This window comes from Sphingomonas sp. SP5 (assembly GCF_058313455.1).
Map to the genome: position 1 here is coordinate 613149 of NZ_JBZFLF010000003.1, position 23029 is coordinate 636177.

Here is a 23029-nt window from a genome sequence, read left to right on the forward strand (position 1 = left end):
CTCACTATCAGCATCACTAGCGCTTAGGCTCAGGCCGGAATGTCTTGGATGGTGGCAGTGTTGGCAGCAGCGATGCCGTTCTCGCGGTGGCGGAAGTCGCTGAGCGCCCGGTAGACCTGCATGCGCGCGCGCATCACGCCGCCAAGCGGGCGATGGACTTCCAGGCTATGGGCCGGGCGGAACGTCATCACCTCATCGAAATAGCGTACGCGGTCCGGACCATAGGCCGACTGCCGCGGCAGTCGGATCGTGGCGACGGTGCGATACGGGCTCGCGTTCGTCGGCCAGTCGACGGAGGTATCCTCGATGGGCTGCGTCTCGGCATCGGTCCACAGCTGCGCCCGAAGCTCGAACACCGCATCGTTGCCCTCGAAGTAATCGACCGCGGCATGGCGGAAGCCATCCTCATCCTGATGAGGGTCGAGCTGCCAATCGACGAGCGCCTGTTGCTCGGCCGCAACAGGAAAGGCCCCGATCTTAGCGACATGATCACCGAAGCGCACTGGGCACTGGCTGAAATATTCCTCGATCAGCGGGTGGCTGAAGGGGTGGCCATAGAAGTCCAGCGTTGGGCTTGGACCCGCACCAACCGCGTTCAACACCTTGTTGATGTTGCGAGCGACGGAGGCGGCCGCGCTCTTCACTCCCTCGGGCATGGGAACCGTCAGGCCTATTTTCTTGGCTTGCGAGAGGAAACCCACGGCGGTGCCCGCGGGGAAGGTGGTGCCGCTGGCGAGGACGAAGTCCTGCGTCGGCGCATCATGGCCGGGCAGCTTCGCGCCCTCGACGCCGAAGACCTTGATTGACATGCCGCGGTGGGTCGAGACGCGATCTCCGAGCTTCTCACCCGGTCCTTGCGCGAAGCGGACGGCTACATCGAACGTGCCTGGTTCCGCGAAGAGGCCCTGTGCGAGTTCGGGCGGCAACCCGGGCGCGACGATGAGCTTGCCGATCACACAGGCCGTGCTCTTGGCATGACTCGCCCGTACCGCGTGCCCGTCTCGCTTCTCGACCGTCTGGCTCTCCTGGGTCATGCCCTGGATGATGCCGTCGATGCTCTCCTGTTCGTCGGGCTCGTGTGTTTCGATGTCGGGTGAATAGCGCAGATAGGTCATGGAATATTCCGATCACTTAGCGGGCGCGAAGGAGAATAGCTGCGTTTTGATCGATGGCGGTGCGCCGGGCGTGAACCAGTTGGTGTCCTGGATATGGCTGGCGGTGACGTACATCGTGCCGTCGCGCCCTTCGGAGAAGGTGTCGGGCCAACGCAGGCGGCGGTCGGTCAGCACGGTCTCGACGGTTGCGCCGTTTAGCCGCTTGATCGCATAGTCGGTCGGCGAGGTCAGGTAGAGCACGCCTGCGTTGCTCATCCACAGGCCGTCGGCAACGTGGGTCTGCGCGACCGTCTTTACAGCTGCCGCCCTGTCGGGCTCGCTGACGTCCGACCGCAGCTTGGCGGTGGCGATTGAATAGAGCGTCTTGCCGGTCAGCGCCTGATAGTAGAGCGTCTTGCCGTCCTTGGAGATCGCGATGCCATCGGCGGCGAAGGCAGGCTGGCGACCGTCGGGGCGTACCAGCGGCTTGCCATCAAGCGTGACCTTCACCGTCTTGTCGATCTGGGTTGACGCGTGCCCGTCGAGGGCGCGGTGGCTCTTGCCGCTTTCCAGGTCGACAACGATGATCGCACCGCGCGTGCCGCTGTCGGTGATGTAGCCGGTCTTGCCGTCGGGCGAGAAGCGGATGTCGTTGAGGTAGGTGCCCTGCAGGGCGACGTCGCCGGGGACCAGGATCGTCTTCGTCACCGTGTTCGATGCCAGATCGATGCGGACGAGCTTGGGTGCGCCTTCGAGGATCTTTTCGTTTCCGGGGGCGCCGGGATCGAGCACCCAGAGGTTGCCATGGCCGTCGGGTACGATCGACTGCACGCAGACGAAATAGTCGCCGACCGGCATTTCGTTGGCACGAGCGTTGCGCCAGCTGTTCCACTTGGCGTCGGGATAGGGACGTAAGGATCCGTCTTTCATCACCTCCGCGACGGAGATGGGCGCGTCATCGGTCCAGCGCGGGAAGTTGACGAAGCGGCGGCCATCCTCGGTCACGGCGACGCCGGTCGCCTGATGGTCGAACTGCGCCACCTGGGTCAGCTGCGCGCTGCGTGCCTGGGCGTGGGCGACACCGGCTGCGGCAGCGGCAACCAGGCCGATGGCGGCGATCCCGGCGGCATAGGGGGCGGCTTTCTTCATGGTCAGGCTCCTATCGATCGTATCGGTGAGCGCGGCGGGGTCGCCAGCGAAGAGGGTAAGGAGGTGGCGCACCACCGCTTGCGGGTTCTCGCGCTGCGGGAAGTGACCGACCCCGACCACGTTGATGCGCGCGAACGGTCCGGCAAACCTTGTTCGCACGTCCCCTGCGGTCGAAGGCGGATTCACGCCATCGGCATCGCCGTGGATGTAGAGCGTTGGCAGAGACAACGTCGTGGTCGCCTTGACCTTGTGCTCCAACCAAGCGCTTCCTGGATCGGGTTCCGCTTCGCCCCAGCGCGCGCGATAGCTGTGGAGCGTCACGTCGGCCCAGTCGAGATTGTCGAACGACTGGGCGACACGGTCGAACGTCACCTCGTCGAACCATCCCGGTGGCGACCAGTTGACCCAATGCAGATGGGTGAACCCGCGCCGGTCAGCACGTACCGCCTCCGCCCCGCGCGCAGTCGCCATGAACCAGTGATACCATTGCCGCTGCGTCTGCTCGAACGGCGGTGTCGGCATGCCGCCGAGCCGGGGCGGGGTCGACAGCATCGCCATCCGCTCCACCCGCTCTGGCCAGCCTACCGCAAGCGCTTCGGCGGTGTTCGATCCCCAGTCGTGCCCGGCGACCATGAAGCGGTCGATGCCGAGCGCGTCGAGCAGCGCGATCATGTCGATCGCGAGCATCGCGCTGTTGCCGGTCCGCGGGGCGTCGTCGTTGAGGAAGCGCGTGGCGCTGAACCCACGCAACGTCGGGACGATAACGCGGAACCCTTCCGCGGCCAGAGCGGGTGCCACCTGATCCCACGTGGATGCGTCATCCGGCCAGCCATGAATGAGGAGCAACGGCTGTCCCTCCTTTGCACCGTGAAGCGACACGTCCATGTTCAGGTCGCCGGCAGTAATCATGGGCATTCATCAGCCTCCTGACGGTTCCAGCTTTTGCGAGCGTTGGTCGACCCTGCCGCTCCATCACTGCTTTGGAAGCATGGACGGGACGACCGGCAGAACGGCCAAGCGCTCAATTTGTCTCCTGACTAACCGGCTCCACCTGAGCATCAAAGGATCAAGCGCCACCCTTATCGGGCATGGTCACAAATCCTATCAAACAGAGAAGGGGCGGCGGCCGACAGGCCGCCGCTCCGTACGTTCAGCGCCGGGTGGCGGGCGCCGCGAACGCTGCTCGCAGCCGAACAACCGCCAGGTCGTTCGCCTGCGTGGCACCGTTCACAACCTTGGCCATGCCAAAGAACTCATGGGTCACGCCCGGGAAGGTCTTCTGCTCGACCTTGTCACCGGCCGCCCGCATCGCGGCCGCTAACGTCTCGCCATCCGAGCGCAGCGGATCGATCTGCGCGTTGATGATCGTCGTGGGCGGAAGCCCGCGGAGGTTCGCGGCAACCAGGTTCAGGCGCGGATCCTGCGCATCGGCTTTGCTGTTCTGGTAGTAATAGCCGAACCACGGCAGCATCGCGGCGTTGAGCGGCTTGGCGTTGGCCGAATCCTTCCGCGAGGGCAGCGTCATGCTGCTGTTCGCGATTGGGTAGACCGAGACGATGTGCCGCGGCGCAGTCAGGCCGTTGTCGCGCGCGTAGATCGCGGTCGCAACCGCGAGGTTGCCGCCCGCGCTCTCGCCGACCGTGGCTATCCGTGCAGGGTCGCCACCCCAGTTCGCCGCATTCTGCAGCGTCCAGCGATAGGCCGCGGCCGCATCGTCATGTTGCGCAGGGAACTTGAACTCGGGAGCATGGCGATATTCGACCGAAACCACGATGGCATTTAATGCCTTCGACATGGCCCGCGGCGCGGCATCGTAGGTGTCGACGTCGGCGATGACCCAGCCACCGCCGTGGTAGTAGACGACCACCGGCATCGGCTTGCCACCTGCGGGAGCATTCGCCGGCTTGTAGATCCGCACGAACTGCTTGGGATCGCTGCCGTACGGCAGGTCCCGCGTCATCACCGCAGGATCAGGCGCGGTCGACATCCCCTTCTTCTGCATCGCTGCCTTGGCTCCATCTGCGGCCGAGGGCTGCATGCGAGCTTCCGCAGGCGTGAGCGTCTCGATCGGCTTGCCGCCGAACGACGCAAGCGCGTCCAGGACCGACTGCATGTCGGGCGCGGCCTTGGGCGGTTGCACGGATGTCGCGGGAGGCGGTGGCGGAGGTGGTGCCGTGATCGAGCGGGCGGACTGGGCCAAAGCTGGAACGCCTGTGATCGCGGTCGAGGCGGCGATCAGCATTGAGATGGTTTTGCGCAATGGTTCTTCCTGTAACTGTCTGCTTCCTAACCATCTGGCGACACTCCGCGTTTCGGTACGAAAATAGACGCAAGGCTTGAGCAGCGAAGTTTGGGAGTATGGGCCGCGGCATGGATGATCAGGCTTTGAAAGCGGCTGGAACACGCGGTTCCGACGGTGCTGCCGGGTGAGGCGAATGCGCTGCTGCGTGTCTTGAACGACGCTGACCGCGTCGTCCCCGCGCAGCATCTGGAACTGGTGCCGTTTCGCAACGGCGACATGATCGTACGCGGCGGAAAGCATCTGCTACCCGTCGACCGGCATCGCCCCGGTACTCGACTTTCTCGAGGATGACCGCCGCCACGCGGTCGCGCTGGTTGGAAGCGAAGGGTTCATCGGTTGGCAGCTACTGCTTGGCAACGGGCGCTGGTCGCATGACGTGGTGATGAGGGCCGAACACGGCACGGTGATGAGGCTATCGGCTGCGGCGTTGCACGAGATACTTTCCGAACGTCTGGCGGCTCAAGCCGTCCTGCGGTCTCCCGAAAGGAGTCCGCCTTCAAACAGCCAGACCTTCTACTTCATGAAAGTGAGAGGCTATGCCAGCGAACGTCGGGTTCCTGGGACGACCGGACGTTCGAGCCGCCCAGCCGGATCGACCGCTTTGTCCCAACTTAAGCCTTTCGCTGGGTACGCTGGCAGCGGCTATACGGTATGCCTCGCCAACATGTACGAGCGTCCGCTTTTAGGCTGAGCCGTTACCCTCCCGAATGACCGGAAGTGGGTCGCTCGCGTTTTTGGCTGCGCTTGCCCTGCGAAAAACGTCGTCGATGGTGATGTCAAACCCTTGTGCCGCCTTGCTCCAAAGTCGCATCGGGTCGGCGATCTTAAGCCACGCGGCCTAGTCGCCTGAGCTATACAGGCCCGCCGCCAGAGCCGCGAAGTTGCCTCGTATCTCTCGAGGTCCATCTCCCTTGCCTGCGAAACAGCAGGCAAGGGGGATGAAGCAGCGATCGGCGAGGGACATTGCTTTTGGCAACACCACTGCTAATAATGCACTGTGCCTAAAATTACTTTAGAAAAATGTCGGTTTCGATCAGGTTTGCGGAGTTCCCGCCTACTGCAAAGCGGTAGTATCCCTCCTCGAGAACCCAACTATGCAGATCTGCGTTCCTCCAATGCAGGTTTTCCAAGGGCACGAACATACGGACAATCTTGGCCTTGCCGGCCAAGAGTGTTACACGATCGAAGGCGCGCAGCATTTTGTTGGCGCGGTCCGGGACCGTGTTGGGCAACGTGACGTAGCACTGCACGATTTCGTCAGCGGCGGTCTCGCCTTCGTTGCAGACGGCAACGGAGAGCTCGATACCTCGCTCCATTTGACGCGCCTGCAGCGCGCGATAGGAAAAGCGAGTGTAGGACAGGCCGTGGCCGAAGGGATAGCGCGGCTCCGTCCCGTTCCGATCGAACAGGGTATAGCCGTGCCAGTATTCGTAATCGATCCGCTTGGCGTCGCGATCGAAGAAGGGGTAATCGGCTGCGTCGCGCGCGATGGTGAAGGGTAGTTTGCCCGACGGACTGACGTCGCCGAACAGCAGGCGCGCGAGCGCCGTACCGCCTTCCATGCCGGCGTAAAATCCCATCAGGATCGCATTGACCTGTTCCCGCCACGCCTCGACGAGTACCGCCGATCCCGCGACGATCACCACGACGACGGGCTTGCCTGTGTCGGCAGCGGCGCGAATGAGCGCGACCTGATGATCGGGCAAATCGAGGGATACGCGATCACCGCCGATCGGCGTGGCCGACAGGCTGGGTCTCGGTGGCGCACCTGCAGGCGCACCACCGTTCCCTTTGTCTGCGCCCAGCGCGATATCACCCAGGATATACTCGCCTTCCTCCCTCGCCGTATAGCCGGTGACCACGACGATCGCGTCCGCCTGCTCGGTCGCCTGCGTTACCAGCGCTGAATCGTCGCCGTTCGCAAAGAGTACCGCATCCTCGCCGAGGTAGCGACGCAGGCCTTCCAGATGCGTGACGACATAGGGCGGGCGCACGCGGCTTGATCCGTTGTCTCCGGTATTTTCCAGATCGGCGAGCGTACCCAGCACGGCGAGCTTGCGCACCCGCCGGCGGTCGAACGGCAACACGCCGTCATTTTCGAGCAGCACAGCGCACTTCTCTGCGGCTTCCAGCGCCAGGGCGCGGTGCGCCTCGCACGCGACGAGTTCGGGCGGATAGGCGGGCAGGGGATCCTCGCGCGAAGCGAATTGGAATTGCGTGCGGAGGATCCGGCGGCAGGCCTGATCGACCACCTGTGGCTCGATCGTGCCGTCGTCGACGGCGGCGATCAGTTTGTCCCCGAACACCAGCGGTTCGGGGTTCTCGATGTCCAGTCCGGCGGCGGCGCCATAGGTCTTGTAGACGCCGCGCACCCAGTCGGAATGGACGAAGCCGGTAAAATTCCATTCGCCGCGGAGGATGTCGGTCAGAAGCATGCGGTTTTGTCCGCAATATTCGCCGTTCACCTGATTATAGGCCGTCATTACGCTGGCGATCCCCGCTTGGAGGCAATGCCGGAAATGAGGAAGGTACACTTCGTGCAAGGCACGCTCGTCGACGCGGACGTCGACGGTGAAGCGGGCATTCTCCATGGAATTGAGCGCGAAATGCTTCACGGTCGCAATGACGTTGTGCGCTTGGATGCCCGCGCCCATCGCGGCGCCCATGACGCCCAAATGCCAGGGGTCCTCACCGTAGGTTTCCTGTGCCCGGCCCCATGCGGGATGGCGCAACAGATTGATGCAAACGGCACCCGAAAAACTGCACCCCTGCGCGCGCGCCTCGATCCCCATCGCTTCGCCGATGCGGCGTTCGAGATCGGCGTCGAAGGTCGCACCGCGTGCCATCGTGCATGGAAAACACGTCGATCCGCCCCGCGTCACACCCCGGGGTCCATCGGTGAACAGCAACGGCGGAATGCCGAGCCGCTCGATTCCACCACCGGCACGATAGGGGCGGGCGCCCCATACACGATCATCCTCCTGAAGGGCCGCGAAGAAGCCCTTGCCCGACATCATCGTGACCTTTTCGCTGAGGCTGAGGTCGGCGATCACCGCCTCGACCGCAGTCTCGATCTCAATTGCGCTGGCACCGTTTCGAAGCGGGAAGGCGGCGTTTGACGGGATAGAAGCCTGGGCAAGAGGCCGGGCAGGGTGATTTTCGGGCATCGGTCCTCTCTCGCACCAACCGGCGCATGATTATATTAGCGCTAAACTATTGTTGGCAATGTGTCGATCCTCTAAAACGTTCCGATGCAAAACGATGGAATGGCAGCGGTTACGCGGGTCAGTGGTTTGGCAAGCGCTACGGCGCCGACTGGTATGCGCTACGTATCCGGAGGGCGTTTTCGGATGGGATCCGATCGCTTTTATCCCGAAGAGGCGCCAGCTCGCGAAGTGCGGGTCGATGGCTTCTGGATCGACACGGTGCCCGTGACGAATGCCGACTTTGCGCGCTTTGTCGCCGCGACCGGATATGTCACCTTGGCGGAAGTCGCGCCCGATCCCGCTGACTATCCGGGCATGTCCCTCGATATGGCGCACGCAGGCTCGCTGGTGTTTGAACGCACCGTCGGTCCGGTCGACCTGACCGATCCGTCGCAATGGTGGCATTTCCGGTTCGGCGCGGATTGGCGCCATCCTCTGGGACTCGACAGCTCGATCGACGACATGGACGAGCATCCGGTCGTCCATGTCGCCTTCGGCGATGCGCAGGCCTATGCCGCCTGGGCGGGTAAGGCGCTGCCGACCGAAGCGGAGTGGGAATATGCGGCGCGGGGCGGCCTGCCTGATGCCGATTATGCCTGGGGTGACACCTTGGCGCCGCAGGGCACGATGCTCGCCAACTACTGGCAGGGGCTGTTCCCCTTCGCCAACCAGTTGCTGGATGGCTGGGAGCGGACGTCGCCGGTGCGGAACTACCCGGCCAATGGCTTTGGCCTGTGGGACATGATCGGCAATGTCTGGGAATGGACAGACGATTGGTACGCCGACAGGCCGCTTAGCGGCCGGGGCAAGCGGGGGCCTGCCTGCTGCGTGCCGGCCAATCCACGAGGTGGACGCGAACGCGACAGCTTCGATCCCGCGACGCCGCAAGTCCGCATCGCGCGAAAGGTGTTGAAGGGCGGATCGCATCTGTGCGCACCGAATTACTGCCAGCGCTATCGGCCCGCGGCGCGCCATCCGCAGGCGATCGATTCGGCCACCGGCCATATCGGCTTCCGGTGCATCGTCCGCGGCTAGAGACCCAAGTTTCCCATCGGATAAGGAGTTGCCCTATTGACAAGGCGGATAAACGCGGCAACACGGGGGTCACAAGTTTAGCGCTAATCATCGGCGACTAAGCGGGTTTAGGGGTGGTCGGTTCATGATCCTCGCCCCTCGTGGCTGCATATCAGCGCGTCCTGCAATGACGTGCTGCGAAGGGAGGGTGTCATGATGGGGATGCAACGCATCGGCGCATTGGCGGGGGTTAGCGCTCTCGCTTTCATGATGGGGGGCCTCGTCGCACAGCCTGCCTCCGCCCAAGCCTCGGCAGGGCAGGTCCCGGCGAACGGCCCCGGTGCCGCGGCCTCCGCCACCGGTCCGGGCGCGCTGCCGAGCGAGGTTGCCACTCCCGCCGACCACACGATCGCCGGCGACTCCGATGCTCAAACCCCGGCGCCAGAGGATAGTGGAGACATCGTCGTCACGGCACAGAAGCGCTCCGAGCGCCTCGTCCAGGTGCCGCTTGCCGTCACCGCAGTAACTGGCGATGCGCTGGCGACGCAGCAGATCAGCGATACCAATAGCCTGACTCGCGCGATCCCGTCGCTGACGTTCCAAGCTGGTAACAATCCGGGCAACAACAGCTTCCGCATCCGCGGCGTCGGCACGCAATTGTTCAGCCAAGGCGTCGAGTCTGCGGTCGCCGTGGTGGTCGACGGCGTCGTCGCACCGCGTCAGGCGCAAGGCTTTAGCGACCTGGCTGACTTGGAGCGGGTCGAAGTGTTGCGTGGCCCCCAGGGCACGCTGTTCGGCAAGAACGCGACCGCCGGCGTCATCAACATCATCACCGCCCGGCCCGCGTCGACCTTCGGCGGACGGTTCGACGTAACGGTGGCGGAGCAGGACGAATATCGTGTCAAGGGCACGGTCACCGGGCCGATCAGCGACACCCTACGCGCGCGCGTCAGCGGCTATTACAACAACGTCGGCGGCCACATTCGCAATGTCGACAAGCAACGCGACGTCAACGGCTATGAAAGCTGGGGCGTGCGCGGCAAGCTGGACTGGCAGGCGGCGTCCAACCTCGACCTTCTGCTGACCGGCGAGTATCGATCCAACAAGGCCGATTGCTGCTCGCGCGTGCCGGTGCAGATCACCACGCCCGCGATGCGCACTTTGCTCAACCCCGCGATCGTGCCGAATGCCGACAACCGATCGGTGTCGAATGACGACCTCAGCTTCTTCAATACCGATGCGACGATCGTATCGTTGCAGGCTGATTGGGACCTCGGGCCGGCGACGATCACATCGATCTCCGCATACCAGCGCTATTCGCAGGTCGACCAGTTTGAACCCGACCAGATCCTGTCAAATCCCGTGCGCTATGTCGGCGCCTTCCCCTATTCGCAGTGGAATCAAAATGGATCGCAGACCCGGTATCGCAACTATTCGCAGGAACTGCGCATCGGGTCGAATGGATCGAGTGACTTCACCTATGTCGCCGGGCTGTTCTACACGCATCTAGACCTGGACCGCAGCTTGCAGCGGCGGCGCCAGCGGTGCGGCAGCGGAGTGGTGGGGCAGCCCTGCACCGTTGCGCTGACCGCAGACTCGTCGGGCTTCACGGGCAACTTCAAGAGCGACAGCGCCTCGCTATTCGGCCAGATCGATTGGCGAGCGGTCGGTGGGCTGCATGTGATCGGCGGTCTGCGCGGTCAATATGAGAAGCAGACGGTAACCGGCCGGACGTTCGGTCCGCTCGTCGCGGGCGACGCGGTGTTCCCGGGCACGCCGCTGACCAGCGGAACGCGATCGCGCGACGATACCGCGCTGACCGGCAAGGCCGGGCTGCGTTATGAATTCACGCGTAACCTGCAGGTCTATGGCACCTATACGCGGGGCTATAAGGCGTTCGCGCTCGACATCGACGTGACCACCAACTTCGCGACACAGACGGGCATCGCGCCCGAACACGTCAATGCGTATGAAATCGGCGCGAAGTGGCAGGCGCCCGGCGGCGTGTTCGACATCAACGCGGCGCTGTTCCGTTCGGATTTCACCGATCTCCAGGTGCAGGCGCTGGTGACGGATGTCGCGACGGGCACGTTCCAGACCGTGCTGGGCAATGCTGGCACCTCGCGCTCGCAGGGCCTGGAACTGGAGGCGACCATCCGGCCGGTGCGTGACTTCTCGGTGGCGGCAAACTTTACGCTGATCGATGCTACGATCGACGTGCCGGGCCAGAGCTGTCCGTTCCAGCTGCAGAATGCCGCCCAGGCTTATACGGCGAACTTCCCCGTCAACACCTGCTATATCCGACGGACGACGGTGAACGGGGTAACGACCAATTCGGCGCCGATCCTGGATGTGGTCGGTGGCCAGCTGCCGGCTACGCCGCGTTACCGCATCGGGGTGACGCCGCGCTGGGAGCATGAGTTTGGCGGCATTGGCGGCTTCGTCCAGATCGGCATGAACTATCAGAGCGACACCATCTTTTCGCTATCGCAGGATCCGCTGCTGAAGCAGGACGGCTATGTGATGGTCGATGCGAGCGTCGGCGTCCACGACCTAGACAACCGCTACAATCTGACGTTCTTCGTTCGGAACCTGCTCGACCAGACCTATTATTCTCAACTCAACCACGGCACGATCTTGGCCAACGCCACGAACGCGACGGACCTGTGGGCGAACATCAACAAGGATGCCAACCGTTATATCGGTGCCACACTCGGCGTGCGCTTCTGATGAAGGGTGCGGCGGCGCATAGCGGACGAGATAGATGGTGGCGACGGGCGTCGCTTCTGATCGGGGTCGCCGTGCTGCTGCCGATGCCGGTCGCTGCGGCGTCGCCAGATGCGCGGCCGCGGGTGATCGTATTGACCGATATCGGCAACGAACCCGACGATTCGGAATCATTGGTCCGTTTCCTGCTGTACGCCAACGTCTTCCGGATCGAGGGGCTCGTCGCCACCACCTCGGTCTGGCAGCGCGATCGGGTGCAGCGCCCTCTGATCGACCAGCGGATCGCTGCTTATGGTGCGGTGCGCGACCGGCTCGTGCGCCATGCGCCGGGCTATCCTTCGATGGCCGCGTTGCAAGCGGTGGTGCGTTCAGGGCGAGCAGCTTACGGGATGGCGGGTGTCGGGGCGGGGCAGGATACGAACGCCTCGCGGCTCATCATCGCGGCGGTCGACCGCGATGATCCCGCGCCAGTCTGGGTGCTGTGCTGGGGCGGCGCGGTCGACCTTGCCCAAGCATTATGGACGATACGAGCAGAGCGATCACCCGAGCAGGTGCGCCGCTTTGTCGAGAAGCTGCGCGTCTATTCGATCTCCGATCAGGACGATGCCGGACCCTGGGCGCGGCGCAGCTTCCCCGATCTGTTTTGGATCGCCAGCATCCATGGCTGGGGCCAGTATAACATGGCGGCGTGGAGCGGTATCTCGGGCGATCGCCGTAACGGCGAACGCTGGCCCGATGCGGATACCGTGTCCGATCCCTGGCTGCAGGCGCATATCCGGCGCGGGACGCTCGGCGCACTATATCCGCTACCGGTCTATATCATGGAGGGAGACACGCCGAGCTTTCTCCACCTCATCCCAAACGGCCTGTCTGATCCCGAGCATCCCGAATGGGGCGGCTGGGGCGGACGCTACATGCGCACTGCGCCCGATGCCGGCCATTTCGGTGATGTGCGCGATGCCATCACGGTCGATGGCGCCATGGTGTCGAGCAACCAGGCGAGCGTGTATCGCTGGCGTGCCGCGTTTCAGAGCGACTTTGCCGCGCGCATGGGGTGGAGCATCGCCGACACGCGCGAGGCAGCAAACCATGCGCCCGAACCCGTGTTGCAGGGGGCGATCGGGCTGGCCCCGGTGCGGATCACGGCGCGGCCGGGATGGAAGATCGCACTCGACGCGCGCGGAACGCGCGATCCCGACGGCGATGCACTCGACATACACTGGTGGCAGTATCGGGAGGTCGGAGGGATCGGCGTGCAGCCCGTGCTAACGATCCGCAACGCTGACGCCATGCAGGCCGGTTTCGACGTGCCGTCCGTCACGCAGCCGACCGAACTCCACCTGATCCTGGAAGTCCGGGACCAAGGCGCACCCTCGCTCACCCGATACCGGCGCCTGATCGTCGACGTCACGCCGGAGGTCCGATCGTGACTCTGTCCCGCCTGTCGCGCGGGCTTGTCTGCCTTGCCGCCGGCATGATGCTGACGTCTGCCGCGCCCGCACCCAAAGGTCTGGCTCGCCCCAACATCATCCTCATCGTGCTGGACGATACCGGTTATTCGGATTTCGGCAGCTTCGGATCCGAAATCCGCACCCCCAACATCGACGCGCTCGCCGCCGACGGGTTGCGCTACACGCGGTTTGAAAGCCGGGCGATCTGCTCGCCGACGCGCGCATCGTTGCTGACCGCGCGCAACAACCAGACGGTGGGAATGGCCGACCTGACTGCGGGCGAGCGCGACAACGGCCGGCCGGGCAAGGATTCGGGAGTGCTGGCTGCCAATGCCGAAACCGTGGCGCAGGCACTGCAACGCCGCGGCTATGCGACCTATGCGATCGGCAAGTGGCACCTTGCGCCCGAAAGCGAGAATGGCGCCCCCGGCAACAACGCGTCCTGGCCGTTGCAGCGCGGCTTCGATCGCTTCTACGGTTTTCTGTCGGGATGGGCGGATCAGTATCGCCCCGATCTCGTCGACGGCAATCGCGCGATCGGCAAGCCGACCGACCCGAACTACCATTTCTCGCGCGCCATCGTCGACCGGGCGATCCATGACATCGATGCGGCGCAGGGCAAACCCTATTTCCTCTATCTCGCCTTCGGCGCGACCCACGCGCCGTTGCAGGTGCCGATCGCCTATATTGCGCGCTACGCCGGGGTTTACGAGCGCGGCTGGGACTCGATCCGCACAGAGCGGCTGGCGCGCCAGAAGCGGCTGGGGATCGTGCCGGCCAACGTGCAACTGCCCCCCGCCAATCCCGGCGACCGGGCCTGGGCGAGCCTGACCCCGGCGCAAAAGACCGTCTACGCCCGCTATATGGCGACCTATGCCGGGTTCCTGGAACATACCGACGAACAGATCGGACGGCTGATCGCGATGCTGAAGGCGAACGGCAGCTGGAACAACACGATGATCGTGCTGCTGTCCGACAATGGTGCCGCTGCGGAGGCGGGGCAGGCGGGAGCCTATGGCCAGCTGTACCCGGCCAATCATCCGCGTGCCGAGGACCTGCTCGGCAAACTGGATACCTTTGGACGCGCGATGATCGAGTATCAGCGCCCCTGGGCGATGGCGAGCGTGTCGCCGCTGCGCCGGTACAAGGCATGGCCTTACGCAGGGGGCGTCCGCACGCCGATGATCGTCCGCTGGCCGGGCCACGTCCGCGACCCTGGCGGGATACGGCGGCAAGTGGTCGACGCGATCGACGTCGCACCGACGCTGCTGGAGGCGGCAGGCGGCCAATTCGACACCCGCGTGAACGGGGTCGCCCAGATTCCCGTCGCTGGCGCCAGCTTCGCGCGGACGGTCGCATCGGTGCGCGCGCCCAATCCGCGCGACGTCCAGTTCTTTGAGCTGCGCGGCAATCGCGCGATCCGGCAGGGCAAGTGGCGCGGGGTTGCGATGCACCGCCTCGGCACGCCGTTCGACGGCGACCGCTGGCAGTTGTTCGACACGGATGCCGACTTCGCCGAAACCAACGATCTGGCGGCACGCCATCCCGAACGCGTTGCAGCGCTGAAGGCGCTGTGGACGCGCGAGGCCCGGCGCTATGGCGACCTGCCGCTGGGCGAGGGGCCCTCCTACGTCCGCAAGCTCGATCACTACCGCGACGCATTCCTTGCCCCCGGACAGGCGGGCGACGACTGATGGGCGTAGTGCCTGCCCGACCAGCGGACCGTCTCCATTTTCCTGTCAATCCGACATAAGGCGCCCCTCGTCGTGACCGACCCCGAAGCCTCCGCCGATCTGCCCTGGCCGAGCGCATTCCGCGCGTGGAGCGTCGCGATCCTGCTGATGCTGGCCAACACGCTGGCCTTCGTCGATCGTCAGGCGCTGGCGTTGCTGGTGCAACCGATCAAGGCGGACCTGCAGATCTCCGACACGGCGATTAGCCTGCTGTACGGCCTGAGTTTCACGTTGTTCTACGTGATCGTCGGCCTGCCGATCGCACGGGTCGCGGATCGATCGAACCGGCGCAACATCATCGCAGGCGCCGTGCTGGTGTGGAGCATCGCGACCAGCCTGTGCGGCTTTGCGCGGTCGTTTGGCAGCCTGTTCCTGGCGCGCGTCGGGGTCGGCGCAGGCGAGGGTGGCCTGACCCCGGCGGCCTATTCGCTGCTGTCCGACTACTTCCCTAAAGAACGGCTAGCGACCGCGATGGGCGTCTACCAGATGGGCCTATACCTTGGCAGCGCGGCGGCGTTGCTGGTCGGGGGACTCATTTCCACGATGGTTCCGCCTAGCGCCACGGTCATGGTGCCGGTGCTGGGGGCGATGAAGGGGTGGCACATCGTCTTCCTGCTGCTCGGCCTGCCCGGCGTCGTGCTGGCGGCGGCGATGCTGACAATTCGCGAACCGGCGCGGCGCGGCGTCGTACCGAACGAGGCGAGCGTGCCGATGGCGCAGTTTGCCGCCCATATCGGGGCGCGTTGGCGCGCGTATGCCGGACTCATGCTCGGCTTCGCGCTGATGATACTGGTCGGCAACGGCACGGCGGTGTGGATTCCAGCCTTCTTTGAACGCAAGTTTGGCTGGACGACGGCGCAGGTCGGTGCGCTGTACGGCCCCGTGGTGCTGGTGTGCGGCATGGGTGGTGCGCTGGCGGGCGGACTGTTCGCGTCGTGGTTGCGGCGGCGGGGCCGTGCAGCAGCGAACCTTCAGGCATCGCTGATCGGGTTCGTCGTGTTGATCCCGCTGACGATCGGCTTCCCGCTGATGCCGACGCCGCTGCTGGCGCTGACCCTGATCGGCGGCATGAATTTCTTTGCAGGCTTCAACTTCGGCGGCGGCCTCGCTGCACTCCAGGAACTGACGCCGAACCGCATGCGCGCGCTCGTCTCGGCGATGTACATGCTGACGATCAACCTGATCGGCGCGGCGCTGGGGCCGACTGCCATCGCGCTGGTCACCGATTACGTGTTCGCGGACCCGCATGCTCTGCCGCAGGCGATCAGCCTCGTCTGCGCTGTCGCATCGCCACTGTCGGTTGTCATGCTATGGATTGGCCTCTGCGATTATCGCGCGACCGGCCCGGTCAGCTCGTCCAGCCCAACTGTGCGCTGATCCGCCGGCACACCTCGCCCAGTTCGGCGATCGTTGCCGCGTCGTCGCGGGGAGCTACGCTGCCCGGTGCCAGCGCGGTCGCCGTCAGGATCGCGCGGCCCTGCAGGTCGAAGATCGGAAAGGCGGTCGCGCGCAGTCCCGGAACCATCGTGCCCTCGACATGGGCATGCCCAGCGGCCCGGACGCGCGCGCGTAGCGCTTCGGCATCACCACGCGTCATTCCCCCGCTGGCCAGTTCGGCCTCGAGCAGATGCGCGGTTTCCGCCTCCGGCAGAAAGGCGTAGAACGCCTGGCCCGTCGCCGAATAAAGCAGCGGTAGCACCGACCCGACGTGAAACGACGTCATCACCGGCGGGCGCCCCACGTTCCAGCGTACGATCGTCGGCCCGAGCGGACCCAGAGCAGCGACCTGTACCGTCCGCCCACTGGTGCGGGCGAAGTCGCCGATCGCGGTATCGGCGATGCGGAACGCGTCGACACGGGCAAGCGCCCCCAGGCCCAGGCGCAGGGCAGCCGGTCCCAGATCGTAACGGCCGGTCGCGCTTTCCTGGACCGCCATTCCCGCGGCAATCAAACTGACGAGATAACGGTGGGCTTGAGGCAGCGACATGCCGCTCGCCTGCGCAATCCGGCCCAGGCTCGATGCCTCACCCAGGGTGACGAGCGCGTCGAGCACACGCATGCCGATCTCGACCGATTGAATACCCCGGCGACGTGGACCATCGACTTCGCCGGTATCGGGATCGGAGCTCATACTGGCACCCTGGGGTTGGTCGACTCCCTTTCGACGATCTCAAACGGCATCAGGTCGATGATATCCGGCTCATCAGGGTCGATGCCGCGCTGGCATGCGATCAGTCGCTCGGTCGCGCGTTCGGCCATCAGATCGACGCGCTGGCGGACCGTGGTCAGTGGTGGCCAGATCTTCACCGCAATGGGTGCATCGTCGAAGCCTGCGATCGCAAGTTCGTGCGGCACGTCCAGTCCCCGGCGATGGGCTACCGAACTGACCGCCGCTGCCATGTCGTCGTTGCTCGCGAAGATCGCAGTGGGGCGATCTGGCAGGCTGAGCAGGCTCTCGGCGGCAGCCAGGCCGGACTCGAACGTATATTCGCCCTGTCGGATCAGCCCATCGTCTGCCGCGATGCCGCTCTCGGCAAGAGCCAGGCGATAGCCCTCGAGCCGCAGCTTACTGGAGGCATGGATCGGTGGCCCGGCGATGAAGCCGATGCGGCGATGATCGCGATCGATCAACAGGCGGGTCATCGCCTGCGCCGCTGCGGCTTCGTCGATCCCCACGCTGGCGATATGGGGCAGGGGCGTACCATGGGCGACCGCGCCGATCGGAACGCCGAGTTTCTGTGGAAGATCGGTGGTGCTGACGAGCGAGTAATAAGGCGGGGCAAGCAGCAGTGCATTGGCGCCGCTGCGTACGAGCGCGCGCATCGCCTCTGCGGCCAGGTCGATCGTTGGCGCGTCGCATTTGCGGATGATGACCTGCGCCCCGGATCGCGAAGCGGCATTGAGCGCTCCGACCAGCATCGCGCTAAGAAAAGCATTCTGTGCGTTTTGATAGACAAGGCCGATCCGCGTCGCGCCTGCGGATGCCAGCGTGCGGGCGGCGGCATTAGGCGCATAACCCAGTTCCTCGATCGCGGCGAGTACTGCGGCGCGGGTCGTATCGCGTACCTTCTTCGTGCCGTTGACCACGTTGGACACGGTCATCGTCGATACGCCGGCGAGCCGGGCGACCGCATCGATGGTTACAGCCTGCTGAGATCGTCGCTGTGCACGCGCCATTCTGTTCCCTTCGCCTGGACCTGCTACCGGGCGGCATCGTCACGCTCAAGCAATGATCGTCGTCGATGATTTGGCGGTATAACGCTAAAATAAACTTTGCGTCGGAGCGGATTTGTCATTGCGGAATGAGTTTCCCGCGGGCAGATGAAAGGCAGGCGATCGAGATGATTGCATGGAGAAGGATCGACCGTGACCCTGGTCAACGATCAACGCGCCCAGCTCGAGGCGCTGTATGCCGAAATGGCGCCGGCGCATCTGACGCCGCTATGGGAATCGCTGGCGCAGTTGGTGCGTCCGCAGCCGCGCTCGCCGGCGCATGTTCATCGCTGGTCGTATGACGCGGCTCGCGACTATCTGATGCGCGCCGGCGATCTCATCAGCGCGGAGCAGGCGGAGCGGCGTGTGCTGATCCTCGAGAATCCCGGCCTTGCGGGGCAATCGGCGATCATCCCGAGCTTGTATGCCGGATTGCAACTCATCCTGCCGGGCGAGATCGCGCCAGCGCATCGCCATGCCCAATGTGCACTCCGCTTCGTGATGGAGGGCGATGGCGCCTTCACCGCGGTGGATGGGGAAAAGGCAGTGATGCGGCCGTTCGATCTCGTGCTGACGCCGGGGTGGCAGTGGCACGATCATGGCAATCCGACCGACCGGCCGATGATCTGGCTCGACGGGCTGGACATTCCGACGGTGCGCCACTTCGATGCGAGCTTCGCCGAGCATGGCGCAGAGAAGGCGCAGGCGCAAAGCGTGCCGCCAGGCGATACGCTGGCCCGCTACGGTCACAACATGCGCCCGCTGCGTGGCTCGATCGCCGACCGGCGTCCAGCGCACCAGCCATTGTTCCATTATCCCTATGCCGACTGGCGTCCGGCGCTGGATGCGATGGCGGCCCACGCCGAAATCGATCCGCACCTGGGCCATGCCTTGGAGTTCTTGAATCCGGCCAATGGCGGTCCGGTGATGCCGACGATCAGCGCACACGTCCGCCTGCTGCCGGCCGGGTTCGAAACCCGCGCACGGCGATCGACCGACGGTACCGTCTTCGTCGTGGTCGAGGGGAAGGGCACTGCCCTTGTCGAAGGCGCGGAGGTGTCGCTGCGCCCGCGCGACATCGTCGTCGTGCCCTCGTGGCATGAATTGCGCCTGATTGCCGATAGCCGGCTCGTCCTGTTCGGCTATTCGGACAAGGCGGCGCAGGAAAAGCTCAACCTCTACAAGGAACAGACCGCGTGACCATCCTGTTCGCCCCTGCCGATCCCATCCTCGCCCGGACGAGCGACGGTAACCAATTTCCGGTGCGGCGCATCTTCTGCATCGGTCGCAACTATGCCGCCCATGCACGCGAGATGGGGTTCGATCCCGATCGCGAGCCGCCCTTCTTCTTCACCAAATGGGCGGAAACGATCGTGCCCGATGGCAGCACGATCGCCTATCCGCCCGAAACGGCGAACTTCCATTACGAGGCCGAATTGGTCGTCGCGATCGGGACGGGTGGACGCGCGATCGCGGAAAGCGACGCGCTTGCCCATGTCTATGGCTATGCCACTGGTCTCGACATGACGCGCCGCGATCTTCAGATCGCCGCGCGTGAAAAGGGTCGGCCTTGGGACACCGGCAAGAACGTCGAGCAGTCCTCGCCCCTTGGCATGATCCATCCCGCGGCCGACTGGAACGGACTCGCCGACGCGCGGATCACACTGAGCGTCAACGGCACGACGCGGCAGGATTCGACGCTGGCGGCGCTGATCTGGAGCGTGCCGGAAGTGATCGCCTATGTTTCGCGCTTCTACCGGCTGGAGCCGGGGGACCTCATCTACACGGGCACGCCCGAAGGCGTGGGTGCCGTCGTGGAGGGTGACGTGATCACCGTTGCCATCCACGGATTGGCCGATCTGACCGTCACGGTGGGGCCCATGCCGGCATGAGCCAGCCTGTCCTTCACGGCTATTTCCGCTCGACCGCATCCTACCGGGTTCGGATTGCGCTCAACCTGAAAGGCATCGCTTACGCCGATGCCTTTCACCATCTGCGCAAGGGTGAGCAGAACGCGCCGGAGTATCGCGCGATCAATCCACAGGGCTTGCTACCTGCGCTGGAGGTCGACGGCGCGGTGCTGACGCAGAGCCTCGCGATCTGCGAATATCTCGACGAGATCTATCCCCAGCCTGCTCTGCTGCCCCGCGATCCAATCCTGCGGGCGCAGGTCCGTGCCTTTGCGCAGGCGATCGCCTGCGATATCCATCCCGTGCAAAACCTGAAAATACTGGCTCGGCTTCGCGGCCTTGGTCTCGGCGAAGATCAGGTGACCGAGTGGGCGCGGGGCGTGATCGAGGACGGGCTGGATGCCTGCGCGGCGTTGATCGCCGATCGCCAGGGGCCCTATTGCTTCGGTGATGCAGTGACGCTGGCGGATATCTGCGTGGTGCCGCAGTTGGTCAACGCCCGCCGATTCGGCGTCGCGCTACGCTGGCCGCGTTTGCTGGCGGTGGAGACGGCATGCCTCGCATTGGATGCATTTGAGCGAGCGAGGCCCGAGAATCAGGCCGACGCCGAGTAAGCGTGGACAGGAAAGGACGAGCGCGATGACGACAGGCTTCACCCGGCGGCAGTTGGTCGGTGCTGCAGGCGCGACGTTCCTGTCCTCGCTCGCGCCCACGATCGCGCGCGCCGCGGCGGGTGGCTGCCCCAATCTTATCTTGTTCTTTCCCGACGAAATGCGCGCGGATGCGCTCGCCTGCTATGGCAATCCGGTCACGCGCACGCCCAACTTCGATGCGCTCGCGCGGTCGGGAACGCTGTTTCGCAATTGTCATGTCCAATATCCGGTTTGTGCCGCCTCACGGTGCAGCATGCTTACCGGATTGCCGACCAGCGCGACCGGGCATCGTGGTTTTTCCTATCTGATCCAGCCGCATGAGCCCAATCTGTTCGCGCTGCTGCGCTCCGCCGGTTATGACACCTACTTCTTCGGCAAAAACGATGTCCTTGCGCCGGAGACATTTGCGACCAGCCTGACCGACTGGGCAGACCCGCCGGCGCCCGGCGCAGCGCCCGGCGATCACGCGCCCGGCGCGCGCCGCGGCAGCAGCGACGGCCCGACGACGATGCTGCTGCCCGCCTCGGGGGACCGCCGCGCAACGAGTGATTACGGCGTGATCCGCCGTGCGATCGAGGTGGTCGAGCGCAAGGAGAGCGATCGCCCGTTCTGCCTGTTTTTGCCGATGTTTCAGCCGCATCCGCCCTACCGCGCGCCGGACGGCTTCCACGATATGTATCGCCCCGCCGACCTGCCACCGCTGATCCCGCCGGGGCTGAAGGACAAGCCGGCGTTTCACGAGGCGATCCGTCGCACCTACCAACTGGACGAGGTCAGCGACAATGTCCTCCGGAAGGTTCGCGCTGTCTATTACGGCCAGGTGTCCTATTCGGACTGGCTGCTCGGCGAACTGATGGAAGCGCTGGAGCGAACCGGCCGCGACCGTGATACCGCGCTGTTCGTATCGTCAGATCACGGCGATTATGCGGGCGATTACGGCCTGGTTGAGAAATGGCACGGCGGCCTCGAAACATGCCTGACGCATGTGCCTCTGATCGGGCGTGTTCCCAATGGCGCGGCCGGTCATATCGCGGAGGATATGGTCGAACTGTTCGATGTCATGCCGACCTTCCTCGACCTCGCCGGCACTCGGGCCACGCATACTAAATTTGCCCGATCGCTGATGCCGCAGTTGCACGGCCGTGCCGGCGATCCCGAGCGCGCCGCCTTCACCGAGGCCGGGATCAACATCTACGAACCCCAGGCGTTTGATACTGCATCGGGCGGACTCTATCGGCACAAGTCCGAACTCGCCGCGGCACAGCCGGTGCTGGTGTCGCGTGCCGCGTCCGTCCGTACACGCCGGTACACCTATATCCAGCGGCCGCAGGGTCTGGACGAACTGTACGATCGTGACCGCGATCCGGGCGAAACGCGCAATCTGATCCACGACCGCCGCCTGGCGACGACGCGCGCTGACCTCGAACGGCGTCTGCTCGACTGGTATATCAACACGACCGGTGTGCCCACTGATGCACGCAACAGTCGCGGGGTTCCCGACTTCGCGCCTCCGCTTTCACCGCATGCAGATGCAAAGTCGGTATCTCAGATACTGGATGATTGACCTTAGGCGCCGGCAAACCAACGTGGCAGGCGGTGCAGGGCGCTGATATTTGCCCCGGAGGCAGCGTTAAACCTGCGAGGCGCATGGGACCAGCTTGGTTAACTTTGCTCGCGGCCAGCTTAGTCCCGGATGGCGGCGGCTGCCGGACGAGTACGGCAAGTGGAACAGCGTGTTTCGCTGCTACCGGCGTTAAATGACGGCTGGCGTGCTTGACGCCATGCTCGAGACCCTGGCCGAGGTGGTCGAGCGGGATGCCCGCGCCGACATGATCGACAGGACGCTCGTGCGGGCGGACCGCTGCGCGGTGGGGATAAAGGAGGATCTGTGCCAGCCGAGGCGCTCCGCCGCTCGCGCGCCGGGTTCACGACCAAGCTCCACGCCAGAGGCAATGCTCAAGAGCGCCCCCTCGCGTTGGTGCTGACGCCCGGACAGGCGCACGACGTCGAAGGCTTCCGCCCGCTCATGCGCATGGTCGCAGACCGGATCGATGCCCTGCTCGCCGACAAGGGCTACGATGCCGACGCGATCCGGGAGGATCTGGCTCATGACAGGTCGAGGCGGTGATCCCCGCCAAGGCAAATCGTCGCAACCCGGCAACGCACGACCACGCGAAGTACCGCTGGCGACCCCATCGAGAGAGTGTTCAACAAGCTGAAGAACTGGCGACGTATCGCCTCCTGCTACGACAAAACCGCCCACCTCTATATCGCCTTCGTCAGTGTCGCCTCAGCATTGCTCTTGTCCACGTGGTCGAGGCTGACAGAACCGTTTCGCGCCATTGGGGTGCCGCCTCGGACCTGAACAAGTGTCGCATATTGGAGATCGGACGGCAGGCTGTTGACGTGACCCCAATCTCTCATCCAGCGGCAACCAGAGACCGACCGGTGTTGTCGCGCATGAGCGCAGGTGAAGCAACGGGCGGGGTTAACCCCGCCCGTTGCTGTTCGAGCCCGGCAGCGAATGCGGCCGGGGTAGCGTAGCCGAGCGATGAGTGCGGCCGCTCGGTGTTGTAG

General features: G+C 64.6%; 16 protein-coding genes and 1 pseudogene. 10 read left to right on the forward strand and 7 right to left on the reverse strand.

Features of this window, described 5'->3' with window-relative positions:
• Window positions 1-29: 29 nt before the first annotated feature.
• The 4 genes from AC4GY7_RS10750 to AC4GY7_RS10765 form a co-directional block, all read right to left on the reverse strand.
• Window positions 30-1115: a catalase family protein gene (locus tag AC4GY7_RS10750; protein ID WP_491113673.1), complete on the reverse strand. Its 1086-nt coding sequence runs from the start codon at window positions 1113-1115 to the stop codon at window positions 30-32.
• A 12-nt stretch (window positions 1116-1127) separates the two neighbouring features.
• Window positions 1128-3158 carry an L-dopachrome tautomerase-related protein gene (locus tag AC4GY7_RS10755; protein ID WP_491113675.1) on the reverse strand — a complete coding sequence of 677 codons (2031 nt, stop codon included), beginning with the start codon at window positions 3156-3158 and terminating at the stop codon, window positions 1128-1130.
• A gap of 235 nt (window positions 3159-3393) precedes the next feature.
• Window positions 3394-4785, reverse strand: a complete 1392-nt coding sequence (locus AC4GY7_RS10760; protein ID WP_491113677.1) for an alpha/beta hydrolase — start codon at window positions 4783-4785, stop codon at window positions 3394-3396.
• 767 nt (window positions 4786-5552) lie between these two features.
• Window positions 5553-7712 carry a beta-glucosidase family protein gene (locus tag AC4GY7_RS10765; RefSeq protein ID WP_491113679.1) on the reverse strand — a complete coding sequence of 720 codons (2160 nt, stop codon included), beginning with the start codon at window positions 7710-7712 and terminating at the stop codon, window positions 5553-5555.
• 153 nt (window positions 7713-7865) lie between these two features.
• On the opposite strand from AC4GY7_RS10765, the gene AC4GY7_RS10770 reads away from it, so the two are divergent.
• The 5 genes from AC4GY7_RS10770 to AC4GY7_RS10790 all read left to right on the forward strand — a co-directional run bounded on the left by AC4GY7_RS10770 (window position 7866) and on the right by AC4GY7_RS10790 (window position 16053).
• Window positions 7866-8786: a formylglycine-generating enzyme family protein gene (locus tag AC4GY7_RS10770; RefSeq protein ID WP_491113681.1), complete on the forward strand. Its 921-nt coding sequence runs from the start codon at window positions 7866-7868 to the stop codon at window positions 8784-8786.
• Window positions 8787-8978: 192 nt separating this feature from the next.
• The gene (locus tag AC4GY7_RS10775) at window positions 8979-11495 is read left to right on the forward strand and encodes a TonB-dependent receptor (protein ID WP_491113682.1); all 2517 of its coding nucleotides are present in this window, start codon (window positions 8979-8981) and stop codon (window positions 11493-11495) included.
• 71 nt (window positions 11496-11566) lie between these two features.
• A complete protein-coding gene (locus AC4GY7_RS10780) occupies window positions 11567-12922 on the forward strand; it encodes a DUF1593 domain-containing protein (RefSeq protein WP_491113684.1) in 1356 nt (451 codons plus the stop codon).
• Window positions 12919-14637, forward strand: coding sequence for an arylsulfatase (locus AC4GY7_RS10785; protein WP_491113686.1), 1719 nt, complete (start codon window positions 12919-12921; stop codon window positions 14635-14637). The genes AC4GY7_RS10780 and AC4GY7_RS10785 overlap by 4 nt, the downstream gene beginning before the upstream one ends.
• Window positions 14638-14709: 72 nt before the next feature.
• On the forward strand, window positions 14710-16053 hold the full coding sequence (locus AC4GY7_RS10790; RefSeq protein ID WP_491113688.1) for an MFS transporter: 1344 nt from the start codon (window positions 14710-14712) through the stop codon (window positions 16051-16053).
• Here the strand turns inward: AC4GY7_RS10790 and AC4GY7_RS10795 are convergent.
• Together AC4GY7_RS10795 and AC4GY7_RS10800 are read right to left on the reverse strand one after the other, a co-directional pair.
• Complete coding sequence (locus AC4GY7_RS10795; protein ID WP_491113690.1) at window positions 16025-16807, reverse strand: IclR family transcriptional regulator; 783 nt, start codon at window positions 16805-16807, stop codon at window positions 16025-16027. The two genes, AC4GY7_RS10790 and AC4GY7_RS10795, sit on opposite strands and share 29 nt — an antisense overlap.
• Window positions 16804-17853: a LacI family DNA-binding transcriptional regulator gene (locus tag AC4GY7_RS10800; RefSeq protein WP_491113692.1), complete on the reverse strand. Its 1050-nt coding sequence runs from the start codon at window positions 17851-17853 to the stop codon at window positions 16804-16806. Before AC4GY7_RS10800 ends, AC4GY7_RS10795 begins: the two co-directional genes overlap by 4 nt.
• Window positions 17854-18042: 189 nt before the next feature.
• Between AC4GY7_RS10800 and gtdA the strand changes: the two genes are divergently transcribed.
• The 5 genes from gtdA (at window position 18043) to AC4GY7_RS10825 (ending at window position 22580) form a co-directional block, all read left to right on the forward strand.
• On the forward strand, window positions 18043-19089 hold the full coding sequence (gtdA, locus tag AC4GY7_RS10805; protein WP_491113694.1) for a gentisate 1,2-dioxygenase: 1047 nt from the start codon (window positions 18043-18045) through the stop codon (window positions 19087-19089).
• On the forward strand, window positions 19086-19781 hold the full coding sequence (locus AC4GY7_RS10810; RefSeq protein WP_491113696.1) for a fumarylacetoacetate hydrolase family protein: 696 nt from the start codon (window positions 19086-19088) through the stop codon (window positions 19779-19781). The genes gtdA and AC4GY7_RS10810 overlap by 4 nt, the downstream gene beginning before the upstream one ends.
• A complete protein-coding gene (gene maiA, locus AC4GY7_RS10815) occupies window positions 19778-20413 on the forward strand; it encodes a maleylacetoacetate isomerase (RefSeq protein ID WP_491113698.1) in 636 nt (211 codons plus the stop codon). Before AC4GY7_RS10810 ends, maiA begins: the two co-directional genes overlap by 4 nt.
• Before the next feature lie 25 nt (window positions 20414-20438).
• Window positions 20439-22016: a sulfatase family protein gene (locus tag AC4GY7_RS10820; RefSeq protein WP_491113700.1), complete on the forward strand. Its 1578-nt coding sequence runs from the start codon at window positions 20439-20441 to the stop codon at window positions 22014-22016.
• A 324-nt stretch (window positions 22017-22340) separates the two neighbouring features.
• Window positions 22341-22580 carry a transposase gene (locus AC4GY7_RS10825; RefSeq protein WP_491113702.1) on the forward strand — a complete coding sequence of 80 codons (240 nt, stop codon included), beginning with the start codon at window positions 22341-22343 and terminating at the stop codon, window positions 22578-22580.
• 292 nt (window positions 22581-22872) lie between these two features.
• Here AC4GY7_RS10825 and AC4GY7_RS10830 read toward each other — a convergent pair.
• Window positions 22873-23029: pseudogene (locus AC4GY7_RS10830) on the reverse strand (IS3 family transposase); the annotation flags it as partial.